This window comes from Cryobacterium sp. MP_3.1, from assembly GCF_035984795.1.
Taxonomy (GTDB): Bacteria; Actinomycetota; Actinomycetes; order Actinomycetales; family Microbacteriaceae; genus Cryobacterium; species Cryobacterium zongtaii.
The window spans coordinates 1-17,091 of record NZ_JAXCHV010000049.1 but is presented as its reverse complement, the minus strand read 5'-3'; the positions used below and the strand labels follow the sequence as shown (position 1 = coordinate 17,091).

15 protein-coding genes and 1 pseudogene are annotated in these 17,091 nt (G+C 61.8%); 7 read left to right on the top strand and 9 right to left on the bottom strand.

Going from position 1 to position 17,091, the window contains the following annotated elements; genetic code table 11:
* Nucleotides 1–122 precede the first annotated feature (122 nt).
* Nucleotides 123–2,297 carry a restriction endonuclease gene (locus RCH12_RS17960; RefSeq protein WP_327017803.1) on the top strand — a complete coding sequence of 725 codons (2,175 nt, stop codon included), beginning with the start codon at nt 123–125 and terminating at the stop codon, nt 2,295–2,297.
* Nucleotides 2,298–2,422: 125 nt separating this feature from the next.
* Here the strand turns inward: RCH12_RS17960 and RCH12_RS17955 are convergent, their stop codons facing one another.
* On the bottom strand, nt 2,423–3,022 hold the full coding sequence (locus RCH12_RS17955; RefSeq protein WP_327017802.1) for a ribbon-helix-helix domain-containing protein: 600 nt from the start codon (nt 3,020–3,022) through the stop codon (nt 2,423–2,425).
* On the bottom strand, nt 3,019–3,912 hold the full coding sequence (locus tag RCH12_RS17950; protein WP_327017801.1) for a ParA family protein: 894 nt from the start codon (nt 3,910–3,912) through the stop codon (nt 3,019–3,021). The genes RCH12_RS17955 and RCH12_RS17950 overlap by 4 nt, the downstream gene beginning before the upstream one ends.
* A 209-nt stretch (nt 3,913–4,121) precedes the next feature.
* Here RCH12_RS17950 and RCH12_RS17945 point away from each other — a divergent pair, with 209 nt between their 5' ends.
* Nucleotides 4,122–5,288, top strand: a complete 1,167-nt coding sequence (locus RCH12_RS17945; RefSeq protein ID WP_327017800.1) for a hypothetical protein — start codon at nt 4,122–4,124, stop codon at nt 5,286–5,288.
* Between the two features lie 258 nt (nt 5,289–5,546).
* Here RCH12_RS17945 and RCH12_RS17940 read toward each other — a convergent pair whose 3' ends face one another.
* Both RCH12_RS17940 and RCH12_RS17935 read right to left on the bottom strand, forming a co-directional pair.
* Complete coding sequence (locus tag RCH12_RS17940) at nt 5,547–7,406, bottom strand: hypothetical protein (RefSeq protein ID WP_327017799.1); 1,860 nt, start codon at nt 7,404–7,406, stop codon at nt 5,547–5,549.
* Between the two features lie 656 nt (nt 7,407–8,062).
* A complete protein-coding gene (locus tag RCH12_RS17935; protein WP_327017798.1) occupies nt 8,063–8,362 on the bottom strand; it encodes a hypothetical protein in 300 nt (99 codons plus the stop codon).
* Between the two features lie 125 nt (nt 8,363–8,487).
* Here RCH12_RS17935 and RCH12_RS17930 point away from each other — a divergent pair, with 125 nt between their 5' ends.
* The 4 genes from RCH12_RS17930 (at nt 8,488) to RCH12_RS17915 (ending at nt 11,561) form a co-directional block, all read left to right on the top strand.
* Nucleotides 8,488–8,952 (top strand): hypothetical protein, encoded by a 465-nt coding sequence (locus tag RCH12_RS17930; RefSeq protein ID WP_327017797.1) that lies wholly within the window; start codon nt 8,488–8,490, stop codon nt 8,950–8,952.
* Between the two features lie 97 nt (nt 8,953–9,049).
* Complete coding sequence (locus tag RCH12_RS17925) at nt 9,050–9,427, top strand: hypothetical protein (protein WP_327017796.1); 378 nt, start codon at nt 9,050–9,052, stop codon at nt 9,425–9,427.
* Complete coding sequence (locus RCH12_RS17920) at nt 9,427–10,407, top strand: hypothetical protein (RefSeq protein WP_327017795.1); 981 nt, start codon at nt 9,427–9,429, stop codon at nt 10,405–10,407. Before RCH12_RS17925 ends, RCH12_RS17920 begins: the two co-directional genes overlap by 1 nt.
* Nucleotides 10,404–11,561 carry an alpha/beta hydrolase family protein gene (locus RCH12_RS17915; protein WP_327017794.1) on the top strand — a complete coding sequence of 386 codons (1,158 nt, stop codon included), beginning with the start codon at nt 10,404–10,406 and terminating at the stop codon, nt 11,559–11,561. The genes RCH12_RS17920 and RCH12_RS17915 overlap by 4 nt, the downstream gene beginning before the upstream one ends.
* Before the next feature lie 103 nt (nt 11,562–11,664).
* On the opposite strand, the gene RCH12_RS17910 is transcribed toward RCH12_RS17915, so the two are convergent.
* The 5 genes from RCH12_RS17910 to RCH12_RS17890 all read right to left on the bottom strand — a co-directional run bounded on the left by RCH12_RS17910 (nt 11,665) and on the right by RCH12_RS17890 (nt 14,909).
* On the bottom strand, nt 11,665–12,114 hold the full coding sequence (locus tag RCH12_RS17910) for an SRPBCC domain-containing protein (protein WP_327017793.1): 450 nt from the start codon (nt 12,112–12,114) through the stop codon (nt 11,665–11,667).
* Between the two features lie 95 nt (nt 12,115–12,209).
* Nucleotides 12,210–12,956, bottom strand: coding sequence for a CPBP family intramembrane glutamic endopeptidase (locus RCH12_RS17905; protein WP_327017792.1), 747 nt, complete (start codon nt 12,954–12,956; stop codon nt 12,210–12,212).
* Nucleotides 12,957–13,174: 218 nt separating this feature from the next.
* Complete coding sequence (locus tag RCH12_RS17900) at nt 13,175–13,405, bottom strand: DUF2283 domain-containing protein (RefSeq protein WP_327017791.1); 231 nt, start codon at nt 13,403–13,405, stop codon at nt 13,175–13,177.
* A gap of 115 nt (nt 13,406–13,520) precedes the next feature.
* Complete coding sequence (locus RCH12_RS17895; protein ID WP_327017790.1) at nt 13,521–13,844, bottom strand: hypothetical protein; 324 nt, start codon at nt 13,842–13,844, stop codon at nt 13,521–13,523.
* Nucleotides 13,845–14,387: 543 nt separating this feature from the next.
* Nucleotides 14,388–14,909, bottom strand: a complete 522-nt coding sequence (locus tag RCH12_RS17890; protein ID WP_327017789.1) for a hypothetical protein — start codon at nt 14,907–14,909, stop codon at nt 14,388–14,390.
* 1,188 nt (nt 14,910–16,097) lie between these two features.
* Between RCH12_RS17890 and RCH12_RS17885 the strand changes: the two are divergent.
* Nucleotides 16,098–16,996: pseudogene (locus tag RCH12_RS17885) on the top strand (IS3 family transposase); the annotation flags it as partial.
* Nucleotides 16,997–17,091: the final 95 nt, after the last annotated feature.

Sequence of the window (17,091 nt, the reverse complement as noted above, 5' to 3'; positions counted from 1 at the left end):
CGAGGAATATGAAAGCAACTACTACGCTGAAACAAACGGCCCGATAAATATCGAAGCCGCCAACAAAACGGCGGCATGAAACCCGGGACGGTTCAGAACAGCCGCAGCTCTGGACCGATTCGATGAGCGGCATCGCCAGTATCGCGGGTACCTCTCCGGTGGTAATTGTCGATGAGCCGCAGAACATGGCCACGGAGCTTCGTCGGCGGGCGATCGCCACACTGAACCCACTTTTCGTCCTTCGGTATAGCGCTACGCACCGTGAGGTGTTCAACCTGGTGCATCGCCTGGGCGCAAAGGCGGCGAGCGAGGCGGGCCTGGTGAAGAAGGTCTCGGTTAAGGGAATAGTCGCTGGTGGCTCGGGCGAGCCATACTTGGCGGTCAAGAAGCTCCGGAGCGTCAAGAGGCAGATGATGGCCGATGTCGTCATCGATCAAGCTTCAAAGGATGGGCCGAAACGCGTTGAGATCGTCCTTCGAAACGGTTCGAATCTCTTTGAGGAATCGGAGGAGCTCGAGGCCTACCGAGGGCTGATTGTTGATCACTTCGAGCGCAAGCCTGACCGCGTCATTTTCGAGGGTGGTCGAGAAGTACGTGTTGGTCAGGAGATTGGTGTTGATCGCGCGGCCATGTGGCGCGACCAGGTTCGACACACCATCCGACAGCACCTGTCGCGTCAAGCGCAGATCGACGGAACCGGGCGCGAAGTCAAGGTTTTGTCGTTGTTCTTTGTTGAGCGCGTGGCTGACTACGTTGCGGTGAAGGATCATCCAGACCCTGTTTTGCCAGCGATGTTCGATGCCCTATTCCGCGAGGAGTGGGTGCGGTTTGGTAATGCAGAAAACGATTGCCCAGACCCGGCGACGTTGCGGGTCCATTACTTCCCGTCGACCAAGACCGGCATCTACAAGGACACTAAGGGCAACGCCTCTGACGCCGAGTTCGAAGCGCGGGCCTATGAAGAAATCATTGCCAACAAAGAATTAATCCTGACCAAGAGCAACCCGCGTTCCTTTATCTTTTCCCACTCGGCGTTGAAAGAAGGCTGGGACAACCCGAACGTGTTTCAGGTTGGCTTCCTCCGGCACACCCGCTCGGATCTCGAGCGTCGCCAGCAAATTGGGCGAGGCTTACGTCTGCCAGTAGATGAGTCAGGGCACCGAATCGCCGATGCGGCAACCTGTCGGTTGACCCTGATCGTTGATGAATCCTTTGCAGAATTTCGCAAGGGTCTCAACTTGGAATACATCGCGGCGGGTGGAGACACCGGCGGTGGCGGTCCTGAGCCTGACGACGCGGACAATGAAGTGATCGTTTATCGCCGCAATGACAAGTTTATGAGCCCGGAATTCAAGCAGCTCTGGGGGCGTATTCGTTACAAGGCACGTTATCGGGTGACGCTCGATCCAGCCGTCCTGCCTGCTGCTATGGCTCAATCTGAACACCTTGAACCAATCGGTGACCTGGCGCGTCGTGCCAACGTCGTTCAGGCAGCCGATTTGGTTTATGACGACGAGGGACTGGTCATTACCAATGACGCCGTCGTGTCAGAAAGCCAGGGAGAGTCTCTTGTCATCGTCGGCCAACGATTGCCGGATTTGGTGCGCCTTGTTGAAGATCAGCTGTTGGCCACGAAGTATCCATTGCAGCTCACGCGGCAGACCGTGCGACGTATCCTTGCGGCTCTACCGGCGAAGATCCAACATCGGGCAATCTACGATCCCGATCGATGGGCACGACTGGTAGCTGCGACGATCCGCACGGTGACCATCGAGGAGATGGTGAAGCACATCGGATACGAGCCATCGCCCGAAGAGGATTCCTGGGACGCAGAAGTTGTCTTCGTCGACGCCGAGACGATTAACCCACCCGCTTCAACGGCTGGGCTTGACCCAAGTTACGGTGCAGTGGCGGCTCCCGCAGGTGGGTTAAATCTTTTCGACCACGCAGTGTACGACAGCCACGTGGAGCGCACCTTCGCCGCACAACTGGAGAACAATACCGAGCACGTGAAGCTGTTTGCCAAACTGCCCCGGCGGTTTCGGGTCCGTACGCCAGTCGGTGAGTACTCGCCGGACTGGGCAATCGTTTATGCCGAGAATGGCACAGAGCGTCTTTACCTGGTGCGAGAGACGAAGGACACTCTGAACCTTGATGACCTTGATTGGGACGAGGCCATGCGCATTCGCTTCGCCGAGCAGCACTTCGCCGTGGCCCCATATGGCCCCGTCGACTTCCGAAGTACAACCGACACGGACGGGCTGCGGGTGGAATGGTCTGAGGATGTTCGAAAGTGATGATTTGCTGCCGTTGAACATTCCAATGGGAGGTTCGGTGCTCGCAGAAGCCCGCAGACTGGGCGACAAACCGCGAAGGAGCGCCACGTCGATCAACCGGTTACCCGTCGGTCGATCCATCAATGTTATTGCGACGGGCTCAGGTGCAGTCGAAGAGCTTCAGCGACCAAGGCAGACCGCGAAGGCGCGCCGAGAGCGAGAACCTTGGCATCGAGCCACTCGCGCTGTTCGTCACTGAGTCGCAGATTCATTTGGATCCCCGCGGTCCCGCGTCGACGACGCGCACGGGTCGGCATCGCCTTTCCCTGGACGAGCGGCTCCACGGGCACGAACTCTGCTGCGAGTTGGGTATCCGTGACAAAGTCAAACGCCTCCACGAGCAGATCAGTGTAGGTGATACGACGGGCGAGGGAGACCTCCCGAGCACGCTCGAGCGTCAGCGGGGCCAGATACACACCGATGGTGGCAACCCCTCGCCCGCCTGCGCTGGATGTGACGGGCCGAGTGGCAGCTGATGACTGCGGCACAGGGAGCACGGTCGCGGCAGGAGTTACTTCCGGTTCCAGTGCAGTCTTGACCGAAGGCTCGGGCATCACGGATGCCGGCGGGCGGGGCGGCAGGAGCCCCGCCAAGCCTGCGGCCCGGTCCTTGGGCTCCGCCCCGCTGGTCTTCGGAGTCGTGAAGCTGGTGCCGACACTGGAGCGCTTGATCATGCCGGCGTTCATGCGGTCACGACCTCGTCCTGGATCTGGCTCAGTGCCGTGAGAATCTCACGGGTCAGGTTCTCGTAGTCCTCCGCCAGACCGCTCGCATCGCGCACGAACAATCCATCGGCCGGCTTCTCCTTGGCCTTGAGCGCGGTAAGCCTGGCCGTGCGGTCATCCCGTGCAGCTTGCTCCAGCTCGTGAATCAACAGCCCCCGGCTGCGCGCGTCGACGGCGGCGCTGTCGAGGTGACGAATGCGAGTCTCGAAAACGGGCGCGACCCCACCGAGCAGATCCGTCAGTGCCGCGCGCACGTCCCTCTCGAGGCGAACGGAACGAGACCCAACCGCGAAGAGAACGACACCCGCGAGGCGCAGCTGCGGGTTGCGCGCGGCCACGTTTTGGAACCGTTCCGCGACTCGGGCGACACCGTCGATGCTGGCTTCGTCAGACCGCGTCGGAATGACAACGGATGTCGCCACGGCCAGGGCGCCCTCGGCGATCACTCGGTCTCCTGGAGGCGTGTCAAGCAGGATCAGGTCGTACTCCCCCGCGATTGCGCCCAGCGTGCGCTCGAGCTGAACTCCGAAGTCGCCGGCACCTCGCTGCTGCCACGAAAAGTTGAGGCCGGCGATGTCACCGACTGCCGGGCCTCCGGGCACGACATCGAGGCTGGGCCGGACGTCTTTGAGTACGGGCAGGCTGCCCCCGGTCGCGAAGGCGTTGAAGAGCTCTTGTCCGTCGGATGGCGCGAAGCCGAGGTCCCGTGCGACGTTGCCCTGGGGGTCGAGGTCCACAATCAGGGTACGCACGCCCGCTGCCGCAGCCAGGCCGCCGACGTTGGCGACAAGGCTGGTCTTTCCGACTCCTCCCTTACCCTGCTCAACAGCGACAGTGCGTGCAATAGCCATGGTGGACTTCCTTATTGTGCAAACTGCAATAACAATTGCTATCAGCATAGCTCACCAGATCGCCTTACTTATGGCTTTGCATCTAATTTTTAAAACTGCAATACGTAGTGCTATAACAAGTACCATACATATGGCGATAAAAGGTTTAGTTACGTTTCGTATTTAGTTACGTTTCGTTGTTTAATATTCCGTTCTGCTACGCTGACGCTATGAACGACCAGGAGCAGACGCAGACCGAACAGCGCACGTGCCGATTCCCTGGCTGCGACCGCCCAGCGATCGCCGCCGAAGCTGGCACCGGCCGGCCGCCCGAATATTGCGATGACGAGGGACACAATCGGGCCGCGGCATGGCGTGCCCGACGCAAGCTCACCGCCGAGCCCACCCGCAACCTCGACGACGACAAGCGCCCGGTCGACGCTGCACGCCAACGTGCCAGCGAGATCCGCGGCCAGGTCGCTGGAATGGTCGAGCACCTCGGTGTGCAGCTAAACGCGCTGGTCGAGGAGCTGCGAACCGTGGCCGACCCAGATGCCGCCGAGGCGCAGATCGAGTCCGTCACTGCGGATGCTGCGGAACAGGTGGCGGCCGCATCCGCTCGAGCGAGCCGGGCTGAACAGGCTCAGCGCAAAGCCGAAGTGGAGCGAATTGAGGCCGATGCTGCGGCCGTGGAGGCTTCAGAGCTTGCCGACCAGCAGAAAGCTAATCTCGCTGGGGCCATCGAGCAGCTCGAGACTCAGGGGGAGGTCTTGAACCAGGTCACCGCTGAACTCGCTGAGACCCGAAACGCAGGGGAGACCCGCGATCTAAAGTCTCAGGCCGACCTCGCCGAGCTGCGTGAGCAGCTCACATTCAGTCAAACACGACTCGCCGAAACGGAACAGGTCCGCGAGGCCGCAGTGGCGCGTGCCGAGGCTGCGGCAACGGCACAAGCGGAAGCCGATGAGCGGGCCCGCGGAGCCGTTGACCGCGCAAATGCGGAAGCCGAGCGCGCACACCGAGCCGAGGCCAACGCGGTCGGTGTTCGGGAGGAACTCGAGAAAGCTCGTGCACAACGCGACGAACTCAAAGAAGAAACCAGCGCTCTCCGCAGCCATATCGCCACTGTGACAGTTGAGCGCGACGCGGCCCGTGCTGATATCGAACGAGAAACGGCTCACGGCCACCAGCGCGTCGCTGATCTGCGGCTGGCTCAGGATCAACAGCTGACCCAGCTGCGGACTGAACTCGCGGAGGCAAGACAGGATGCCCGTGAGCAGCGCACGCGCGCCGACAGGGCAGAGACGCAGCCAGCGAAGGCAAGTACCAACGTGACGAAAACTGGCAAGGCTGCACCAAAGACTTCACGCAACACGCCCGAAGACACTCTTACCTAGGTTCAGGTCCGCTTTGAACGGCGTCGGGGAGCGCGAGGGCGGGCAAGACCTCACATCGGGAAGCCAGGAACGTGGTTCCTGCCTCCATATCGGGGCCGGGAATGTCCGTCGTGCCAGGTGGACTGGCCCGACGGTCTGGTCCTGACTATCAAACCTCGTCGGTCTTCTCGGCTTTGGCCCCTTCATCCGAAATGCTGGCGGGCTTACCAGTCGACGTCCACGTCCCCAAAGGACCAACCGATAGAGCTGCCTGCAGGTTTAGGCGGCGTCGCCGAGGTATTGCCAGCGGTTGTCAGGGTCCAGCAGGCCCAGGTCTACAAGTTCGCGTGCGGAGCGGTGATCGCCGCGTTGGGTGCTCGAGCGCGGGTAGCGAGGCCAGACCCGTTCACCAGGGGCATTCGTATCCCGAAACAGCGGCCGGCTCGACACGTGCACTCCCTTAGGACGACGCCGGGGACCAGCGTGCATGGTGGTGACCTCGGCTTGCCACCAAGCCCACACGTCCCGTTCGACCTGATACCGGCGTGCTCGATCCAGAAGAAGACCAGCAACCCCAACGATATGCGCGGCCTTGTCGCGAAGGTCCTTTTTCGCCCGAGCCCACCCATCAGCGTGCTTAACAATCAGACGGTGGGTGCGGAGACGGCTGAAAATCGTGGCAGTATGCCGGGTGCTCACGCCCAGCAACCGGGCGGCCGTAGCGATTGTGAGGGCGGGGTGCTGAGCCAGGAGGGCGTAGGTCTTGCCGGCGAGGTGCCCGAGGCCGGGGCGGGTGAAGAGGTCGTGGCGGCCGTCTGTGAGCTGGCGTTCCAGCGTGGTCACTAACGACGTTCGCAGGTTGAAGAGTTCGGAGGGGGGGCGGGGGTTATCTAAATGTTGTGACGCAACCGTACGAAGCGCTGTGGAAAACTTCGGGATTAGCCCCCATTCGGCGGCGTTGCCGCCCTCAGCCAGGGCAACTCGGACGAGGAACCCGTCCGCCGCGAGGGCCGCGAGTGCCCGCCGAGCGGTGTCGCGGCTCAGGCCCACCATCAGGGCCAGATCCCGGATAGAGGCCGCGACCGTGCGTTTCCCGGTCTGCAGGCTCAGGTAGGCCACCGCGGTCAGGATGCTGCGCTGGGACACGGCAGCTTCGCTCTGGCCCCACCGGCCGGGAGAGACCCGGAACCGGGTCAGGAGGTCATCGACGGTGCCGACAATGATGCCCAAGTCGGTGAAGTCAGCCGGTGCCTGCGACGTGGTCAGAGGCGCTTGCAACGCCGAATACTGCTGGGCCTTGGCCCACTGCCGTTCCAGACGCGCTCGGGCGTCTGCGGGGCTGCGTGGTTTGCGGGTGCCGCGGCTGGTGTTCTTGGTCCGGTAATGTTCCATCCCCGGCGCCGTAAGGGATTCCTGTTCGACCTCGGCAAGGGTCCACCCGGCCGATGCGGCCGCGAGCAGGCACATGAATCCCGTCCAGCTCGCGTTGCTGCCGCCGTTGACGGTAGCCATATGACCCTGACCCCACGCGCTGAGGGGGCGGGGAGCGCTGTAACGGATGTCAACGGGGCCGGACGGTTTCGTATCGGCCGGACGAGGCGCCGGGCGTGCCGCGTCGAGGACACCCGTCAGGGCAGCCAGGTCGCTGCTCGTCGCCGACGGGGCGAGCAGACCCGCCAGCTGGCCGCGGAGAACCGTCGAACTGCTGCCATCACGGTGCGGGGCCAACGGCGGCCGTGCCCCACCCTCCCGCGGGTTGCAGAGCATCCCGTGGTCCAAGGTCGCGTAGTTGGCATGCGCGGCACCGGCCAGCGCAGCCACCGTGCCAGCAGCAGCGCCCCCCTGCAGGGCAACCCAGATATGACGGCCCCCCGTTCCCGAGGACTGGCAAACCACATGAGCGATCCCGAGCCGATCAAGAATCCCCGACAGAGCATCACAATCGTCCACGGCGCGTTCCATCAGATCAGGAGAGACCACGCCGGCTTCCTTGCCATCGAAGTCGAAACACAGCAGACGGAAAATACCGGACTCATCAGCCATCCGCACAAGCCACGGCGTCGTGGGTGCGGTCGGGCCGACCTGGTAAATGAGAGGGTAACTGTTCTCGTCCAAACGGCCGTACGCGTCACGTTTCATCACCCGCACCTGGTCGCGCGGACTCAGACGGCGCGTCAGTTCCCAGGGGGTCCACTCAGTTGTGGGTGTCCGCCAGGTAGTAGACACGCCAGACACCGCTTTGGGTGCATTGAGCTCTAAGTGCGCTATGCTCTGTGGCATAGAGAAGCCTCCCGTGAGGGCTGTTGATCTGGATTAGCTCTTACCTCGTTGCCGGGAAGCTGTAGAGGGTTTGAGCTACGAAACTTATAGATGCCCGTCGCGAAGGCGACGGGCTCTTTCGTTTAAGCGACCTTGTTGATGGGCAGCTCCTCATCATGGTGAATGGATGCCTGGGGCACGAGCTCGGACAAGCCGACGTCTCGCGCGAGAACTGACGCGATGTAGTCGCTCAGCGTCATTCCTCGCTCTTCAGCGCAGTCGCGGACAGCGTCCGCGATCGGCGACGGAACACGCGAAAGCAAGGGCTGGCGATCCCCCTTGCTCTTTCGCCCGCCGTAAGTCCTTTGAGGTGGCATGCCCCGACCATATCGGCTCCCTGAAACAGAAACACTCAGGATGGGTCGGCGTGTCGCAATGAAACGCCTGATGTCGACTCTTTCGAGGCATTCCGTAGCTGTCGCTACCACGTGCTCGGTCACGGGGCCGGCATCGGAAAGAATGGACAGCGGCATCCGTCAGCGCCCCAAGATGCAGTCAACGTGCCCTGCTGTTGCAGCGACTAATGCCGCGTTGTTCAGCGCGTAGGTGGCTTCGGAACTGCGATCACTGCGCATCTCAACAACCAAGTCGCCTTGCGTTAATACGGCTAGATCGCGGAGGACTGAGCTTTCCAAGGCCTGTGTCGATGACGTCAGCTCGCCACAAGTCAGTGGGCCTTTCAACGCCAATGAGCGCACGATGATCGCGACCGATCGCCGAGCGATGGGTTCGATCATGCGCTCGTCACTCTCCACCGTCTTCGAAGTGCTGGGCATGCCTAACACTCTAGGCACGTCTAGCTAGGCATGTCCAGCTGGGCTAAAATTGACTGTGCACATTACGGCGCCCACGGACTTGGCGGGTCGACCCTGTAGATTGCACCGACAAGCGAGAGGCCAGATTGACTGAACAGCACCCCGACGGGCCGGCAGGCGCGGACGAGAAAGCTAGGCGTACCCTGGCGAGCAAGCTCAACTTGCTTCTGGATGCCGTTGCCGCTGAACGGGGTCAGCCTCTGACCTACCGGGAGATCGCCACCGCCCTTGACGACCGCGGGGTAAGCCTGTCCCGCGCCCGGTGGTCGTACATGCTCAGTGGGACCGGGTACCTGGTCACCGACGAAGCCCTTCTGCGGGGCTTGGCTGGGTACTTTGAGGTCAGCGCGGACTATCTTCTCGGCGGTCCAGATGCCGTCGAACCCGATCGAATCGCAGCAGTCAACGAACTAATTGCGGCCATGCGCGCCGCAAAGGTAAGAACGTTTGCGGCACGGACGCTGGGCGAGGTGTCACCACCCACCCTGCGAGCGATCACCGAGATTCTGAACCAGGTGATCGATGGACCGGCCAATGAAAAAAAGAACTGACGACTCGGATTCCGGGACTCGTCTCAGCCCTCGAGAACGAGCCGCTGCCGCATGCTCGGCATTAGCCCTCCCCACGCGAGTCTCGATCCTAAGCATCGTGTCCCTCGTCGAGGCGTCGAGAAATACGCATATCTCCATCACGACCTCGCCACTGCTGAACGGAACCGAAATCTGCGGGCTCTGGCTGCCCCTCGAAAATGACGATCTGATCTTCCACGCCGAAACCGATTCGGAACACCACCGGCAGCAAATCGTCTGCCACGAGCTGTCCCATATGATCTTGCGCCACGACGAGGTCGCCGGCCCGACCCTGCACGGTGTCTTGCTCGAAGCGGATGGCCCGGTGAGCGCATTCGGCCGTTCCGATTTTCGCGACGAATTCGAATTGGCCGCCGAAGCGCTGGCCGACCTCCTGACCAGCGCCATCCGCACCAGCACCAAAGAGCCCGAGGGCTTTGAGGGAGTCTTCGGATAATGCAACTGATCATCGCCCTGGCCCTCTGGGTTCTCGTGGGCGCGCTGGCGATCGGTACCCGCCGACGCACTGATCAGAGCATCCTCTACGCCGCCATCATGATTGCTGTCTCGCTGACTTTGAACATCGACGCGGTGTACTTCGCGGCAGACGGGCTCCTCGGGGGCCGTAACTATGCGGACCTACCCGCGAATCTTCTGCTTCTCTTGGGTGTCTATTTCCTGTCTCGCGCCATCTTGCGAGCATCGTCGCCCAGCCGCGCGTGCACGACAGACAGACCGTTTCGGATCGGTGCCATCATGGCGGCCTCACTTATGGTCGTGTCTTTTGTTTTCATCGATGCGCCCCAGACTTCGGGATCGTTCATGCAGGACTTCGGCAACCAACCTGCAGCTGCCGCCTACTCGCTTATCCAGTTCACCTATTTGGGCATCGTCGTCGCCCTGACGGGAACGATCTGCCTGCGCTTTGCCGGGCGTATGAGTACCCCAGCTCGTCGACTCGGATTCCGTATCGTTGGCGCCGGCTGTGGCGCCGCCGTCCTCACCGTGCTTAGCGTCGTAGGCATGGATCTCGCGCATGTCTTCGGGGCGATGTCGCTACTGGCGCTGTTTGCGAGTGCATACGACGTGCTGAACCTGGCCGCTATCTTGCTGCTCTGCCTGGGATTGTCCCTTCCTCCGATTCTGGGCTGGGTCACCAAGCGGATAGACCGGCGCAAACTGCGCGGCGTTCTCCCTGACCTCACTCGCATCTGGCACGACGTGTCCGCCCAACACGTCGAGTTGGGTGACGAGAGTCACCGACACACCCCAGGCGTGGCATCGCGCGACGTCGACACCGTTGTGCACCGCACGTTGGTTGAGATCCGTGACGCTCTCCTGTTTGACCCGAGCGTTCGCGATCGGCTCTCCGATGAGGATCTCGCGTTGCTCACGGCGACCGAGACGCACATCGGCGCGCAGAGCGCATCCGCGTGAAATTCGGCTACGTCCTGGCCGCGGGCGCTCTCGCCGTCGGCGGCATCGCTGTTGCGAGCCTGGCCGTCGTCAAACAGATCGTGGGAACGGATGCGTCGAGGCGCGAACCCCTCCGCGTGATCGCGGTCGACGATGTTTATGCACCCCGCGCCGTGACCCTGCCCTTGAACGAGGCGACACGAGCACCCGGCCACTACGCGATCTGGTTCGACTCCGGCCGCGGCTACGCGCAGCTCGGGCGGGTCATCGCCGTCGATGACCGTGCATCCCTCGTCACGCGCGAGGTAATCAGCTCCCGCGGTATTCCGCTTCGAGCAGGCCAATCGGCGCGGTGGAGCGGTGTCGTGCCGTCTGAGGCAGCGGATGTCGGCCTACCGTTCACCGCCGTCACCGTCCCGACCGCGCTCGGTCCCGCGCCGGCTTACCGCTTCGACGCTCCTACCGGCCAGTCGCCGTCCTCGACCTGGGCGATCCATATCCACGGGCAAGGCGCGACCCGGGCGGGCCCGTTGCGCGGCGTTCCGGTCGCCCACCGTGCCGGCCTCACGTCGCTCGTGGTCTCGTACCGGAACGACCACGAGGCCCCAAGCTCGCGCGATAGAAAGTCGATGCTGGGCCAGACCGAGTGGCGCGATGTGGACGCGGCTCTCGACTACGCCATGGACCACGGAGCCGAGAATGTCGTCCTGGTCGGCTGGTCAATGGGCGCGATGATCGCGCTGCAGCTGACCCGGTCATCCCGGCATCGGGAGCGAATCGCCGGGCTGTGCCTCATCGCCCCGGTCACGGATTGGCGGTCGACGGTCCTCGCCGCCAGCCGTCGAGCGCGCGTGCCGGTACCCGTGACCCGCCTGGCGCTTTGTGCGCTCGGAAGCCCCTCGTGGCGGCGGGCAACCGGCCTACAGGAGCCGGTACGCCTCTCCGACCTCAACTGGATCAACAACGGCTCCGACCTCAACGTCCCAACGCTGGTACTGCACAGTTCCGGCGACCGATCCATTCCGATCGCCCTGTCGCGGACGTTTGCGGATGCCCAAAAGGAACGAGTCGAGCTCGTCGAGTTGCCCGCTGCACCGCACACTCTCGAATGGAACAGAAGCCCTGAGTTGTGGGAGACCGCGTTCTCCGGGTGGCTTCGCCGCCTGTCGCGCTAAGAATTCGTCTGCACTGCTCGTCCGAGCCGTCGACGCCTCTTGCTCCGGTCCCGTATGGGGAACGGTCTGCGGGACGCGCGACCTTGAGTAGCGTGTTTCCCGCTTAGCCTTCGACGAATGCGCGGAGTTGTTCAAGGGCTTTCGTATGACCATTACGGTGCCCGTCGATCATGTCGGTCCCGACGAATGAGGTAACCTGATCCGTGAGTTGAACCCGAGTTGCCCCGTTCTGAGTCTCGAACTGCCAGGTCAAGAGGGCTACAGCGAGGATCTGTCCCTCGACCGCCACAACGTCAGTGTGAACGATGAGAGATTCCGGAACGATCTGGAGATACTCGGCCACTCCGCTGAATTCGAAGGTTTCCGGCGGGCCACAACGGTAGACGTCCCGACCTCCCACGCGGAAATCGGATTCGTCGTATACCTGGGCTTCCCCCGCTGGAACGCCCCAAACGGTGCGTTGAACCGAGTCTGCAATTGCCGCCCAGACCACGGAGCGTGGAGCGTCAATCGATTGCGAAAACGTCAGTGTGTCGTGCGCGATGGAGGCCATCACAGTTCCTTTCCTGTCAAGGGCTATACCGCTGCCGTCACTTAGCGTGTCACATGGCCTGCCGTTCGACAACGCCCGCCCGTAGCCCGAACCTCTCACGGACTAACCGGGGGTGATGGCAGAGCGCTTGTCACTGCCCGAGTGGTCGTGCGGCTAAGGATGGTGAGGCCGAGGGCGACAAACATGACGAGGGTGACTGCGATCGTGGGGTCCGAGAGTGGGCGAAGGGTCAGCACTGTGGTGAAGTCGGCGGCAGCGTGGAGCAAGATGAGCGGGCTCACCCATCGGTAGCGGTACTGGAAGGCTGCTAGCACGAACCCGTAGCAAGCGGAGGCGACCACGTTCAGCAGGATGTCGTCCGCCGTCCGTGATGTGGTCGCAAAAGCGGACAGGTGTTGCAACCCGAACAGCGACGCGGTGGCTGCTACGGCTGCGACCGGCGGGAATGAGTGTCGCATCCGCTCCAGTACGACGACCCTGCTCGTGAGTTCCTCGTTTACGCCGACGAGAAGGAGCGTTAGCGCCCATAGGCCGAATCCTGGTTCTTGGTTTCTCAAGCCCGCTGGCACCGCCCAGGAGAGTACTTCTGCGAGGAGTGGGAGCAGCAGAAGCAGCGCAATGCGGCCACGCCATAAGACCAGCACTCCCGATGTTCTCCATAGCCCCCGCGCGGTCACGACGATGGCCACGAAGACCACGCAGGCAACGTTTGCCGCGAGGCCCAAGTACCAACCAGAGATTCCGAATAGTGGTGCAAAGACGAGAGTTGCCATGATGACGCCGAAACGAGCCAGGTGGATGGCTAGTCCGAATCCGAGTGCGCCCCACCGGTCTTTTGTCACGCCCGCGATTCTACATGTCCGCGGGAGCCGACGGTGCAGGGAAACGCCACTGCTATCAGACACCTTCAAACCCGTCGGATACCGAATGTCAGTGACCGGGCGGTATGCAGATCCCGCTCAGGGGACCGTCTACGGACGGTCGTGGGATTGAGATCAGATCTGCTGGCAGGAGGTGTTCAGGGGTCAGTTAGTTCGTCAGCAATCTCGAACGGTGGTCTTCAGACGTCGATTCTGCGCAGCGCGTTGAGGGTTTCTGCTCGCAGTTGCGCTCGAGCACCAATGACTTCCACGCCCAGCAGTCGACCCTGTCGGTCGAAATCAAGGCCGACGTAGCCGTCCGGTCTATCGATCATTTCCTGCTGGACCGCTTCGTCGTCGCCGATGTGAGCAACTACGTAGAAGTAGGCGGCATCAGCTTCGGCGTCATAGGTACCACTCGGCGTCTCCACAACATTTAGGCTATCGAAAGGGACGTGCTGAAAGCCTCCCAGTTCCAATCGGGCCAAGAACTGAACTCGATGAACCAACGTCATGCGGGCGCCCAAGCACCTGAATCGCCAGAAGCTACATCTTTTCGAGGCGGACGATCTCAACGGTTTCGCCAGCATTGGGGTTGCTTCCAAGCAACCGAATGAGCCCAGTCATTCGCGGGCTCTGGAACGAGCGCTCTGGTTCCTCGTTCATCTCCACAAATACCTCAAAACGGCGTCCGGCTGCGTGCTCGTCCACCCATTGGAGTACTTCGGTGATGTCCTCGACGTCTGTGAGGACGTAGGCGTCCAGATTCCATGCAGGCTCGGGTGAGGGTCGTTGCCAGAAGTTCACGCGATAGGCAGGCGAGTCAATGGAGTCGCGCGGCTCGGCATGGACTGTTTCTGTTGCTCGCATGCTCAGTACTCTACGAGCCAGGGTCGTTCCCAGAAAAACCTCCTGCGGGGGACTTGAACCCGCTACTTACCGGCAGCGGGCCCGTGACCTTCCGTGGGTTGGCTCGCCTCAAGAATGGCGCTCTTGCGCCGCCCCCAGCGGATGAAAAGCCCCAGAGCCACGACGACCCCAACCACAACGAGAACCTGGACTACCACCCAGAAGTTCCACCAAAAAAGAGCACTGAATTCCATTTCGACCACCCCTCGATTCGCGGACACCTGAGTGCCCTACTTAGCGCGAGCCTACGACCGCGAGGTCGTTCGGGGAAATACGCCGTTGATTGCTTGGCCAGGAGGGAACATCCGGAGCAGCTCGTAAGACGAACGCTTCATTGGCACGGAATTCGCCGCCAGGGCTGCGAGCCGACGTTGAACGGCGGGGTGCCAGTTGGGAACGCTCATTGACCTTCAGCTTTCAACTCATTGGAGAGCCGCTCAGAGCAAAGCGTTGGATCTGGCGTAGGCAGGAGCGGGGCAACGGCTAGGGATGCCGACTGTTAGATCATCCGACTCCGCCGTGGCCCGAGCAAGCGCCTTGAATGCCTCCAGAGTTGGATATTTCTCCGTCGGCGCACTGAACGGAGTAGCCGTCTCCATCTACGCCCATGACCCAGCTTCCGTCGCCGCTCTCCCCGCCAGAGAGCAGCGCAGGGGGAGGGATCGGTGTTGGATCGGGCTGAACCCACCTCTCCCACTCCGGGTCCGCAAGCGCAAAGGCACTTCGACTATCCGCGTCCCACTCCCAGACGTCGAGAACCTGTGGGCACGTGCTCGTCAGCGCGCCGGCCCAGGACTCCGTGGAGACGATTCCCTGCTCCTCGTCGCTGAGCGTGAGCATCGTTGTAGGCCCAAAACCACCCTCTAACGTGCTGCGTGCTGCGTCGGCGCCACTGCAGTTGGAATCCCGCACATCCGCCCAATCCGCGAAGTCCGGCTCGAGATCGAATTCGGCGTCGATCTGTTGCGCGGTCGACCCGAATGCGCCGAGATTGGAGTACGCATCAGAAAGGTCGGCATCTGTCATGGCGTTGCCTGGCGCGCAACCGGTCAGGGTCAGAGTCGTAGCAACGCAGCTCATGGCCAAAATACCTAGAAGCTTGTGCTTCCGCTGGCGTTCACCTCCTGAAGCGGCCACGCGGCGATGATTGGGGACACGAAGGGTTGTCATTCGTGTCCTCTCGCGTGGAACCATCGTTCATGCCCCTCAGAAGGCATGCGAGCCAGCATGACCAAACGTTACCGCGTGGGGAACGCGGTGGGCCAGCCCCCAAATGGGCGAGATTATCTGGTCAGATATCGTAATTTCCTGCGACAGCACGCCTCGCGAAACGGCGGTATACGGGAGCGCTCCAGCACCATCGGGCAGACGGGTGGATCCGCGCCGCATTGCAGAGGTCGCCCGAACCGGCGTATTCCCACCCATTGCGAGATGTCGGGAGCCTGGACAACCTTGTCTCACGACGGGCATACGGGCCTGTTCTCCGACTTCACTTTGTTCCGCCCCGTCATTGAGTCACTCGCCGAGATCATCTGGACTTTGGGAGCCGGCGAGCCGAAGTAGCGTGTCTCGAGAACCATCCAGTTCTTAAACAATGAAACGCGAAAGGGGTAGCACGTACTTGGCTGAGGCTGGGTCCCCGACCGAGCCAGGCAGAATACTTGCGACGTACTCGAAAATGGCGCTCCTCACTGCCTGCAAGAGGGCACAGATGGAGTTAGCGAAACGTATGCCGAGTCGTCCCTTCACCCGTGCGCGGTGTCCTAGAGCGTGAGCCCTTCGAGGCGGACGTTGCCGTTGCCGTCGCGTTCCGGGCCGCCGCGGCTGCATTCATATGATTCGATGAGGCGCGAGGCGCGCTCGAGGCTGTGGATCCTGCCGTCGTGTGCTCAGTGCGCGCTTGCCCGCTCAACCATCGCGATACGGCCAGCCCGTTGGGGTCGGTGGGCCAGCCCACAGGCGGTTGGCGGCACAACATCTGTTGCGCTAGCCTGAGGCACTTTCTCTTTCGATTCGTGCAGAACCCTGGGGGTATGAATTGGGCATCGGTCTCAGCATCATGCAACACAACTTCAGAAAACTCGTCGAACAGGTTCTGCGGGTGGATTCAAGCCTTCAGGCGAGTGTCGTTTCGATTGGAAGGGGTGGGCTGCTGCGGATATCTCGAACAGTGGGCCCTCTTAAAATGAGGGTTCACTGAAAGTAGAGAACCGCATGACCGCACCACGCCGGAAATTTACTCAAGAGTTCAAAGACGAGTTGTGCCGCGAGGTGATCAACACGTCCAAGCCGATCAAGGATGTGGCCGAGGCCTACGGGGTCGGCCCCGAGACGCTGCGCAACTGGCTGAACAAACACCGCGAAGCGAACGGCGGCACCGAGACGGAGCTGACGGTCCCGGAGCGAGCCCGTCTGAAGGAGCTCGAGCGTGAAGTTCAGGAGCTCAAAGCTGAGGCCCAATTCTTGAAAAAAGCGGCCGCTTACTTCGCGCGGGAGCAGCGATAGTGAGCAAGTACGAATTCATCGACTCCCAAAAAGTTGAGCCCAAAAACCGGAATCCAGTCGTGAACATGTGCCGCTGGTTGGACGTGTCAACGTCTGGTTTTTACCACTGGCGGACGCGCCCGCAATCGGCGACGTCGGCCCGCCGGGAGGTCCTCGTGGAGCGGATCAAGTACCACTTCGAGCAGACCGAGGGAACCTACGGGTATCGCCGAATCCATGCGGACCTTGTCGCCGAGCAGATGGAGTGTTCCCCCGAACTCGTCCGGCAGCTCATGCGCCAGGAGGGCCTCGTAGCCTGCCAACCACGACCCTTCCGCGTCACGACGGAGGCCGATGCGCTGGCCGCGGCGAACATGCCCGACCTCGTCAAACGCGACTTCACCGCCGACCATCCGGGGGTGAAGTTCATCGGAGATATCACCTACATCCACACGTGGCAGGGGTTCGTCTACCTCGCCACGGTCATCGACTGCTTCTCAAAGAAGGTCGTGGGGTGGTCCATCGCCGATCACATGCGCACCGAGCTTGTCGAGGACGCTCTCAAGAATGCCGCTGCAACTACCCTGATCCAGCCGAACGCAATCTGGCACTCCGATCGCGGAAGCGTCGGCGAATTCAACTGGTCGTTGCAACACCGACTTGTTCGCTCAATACTAAGTGCTCTGCCCAGACCTCGGCCGGTGTCTTCCAGCCCAGCACTTTC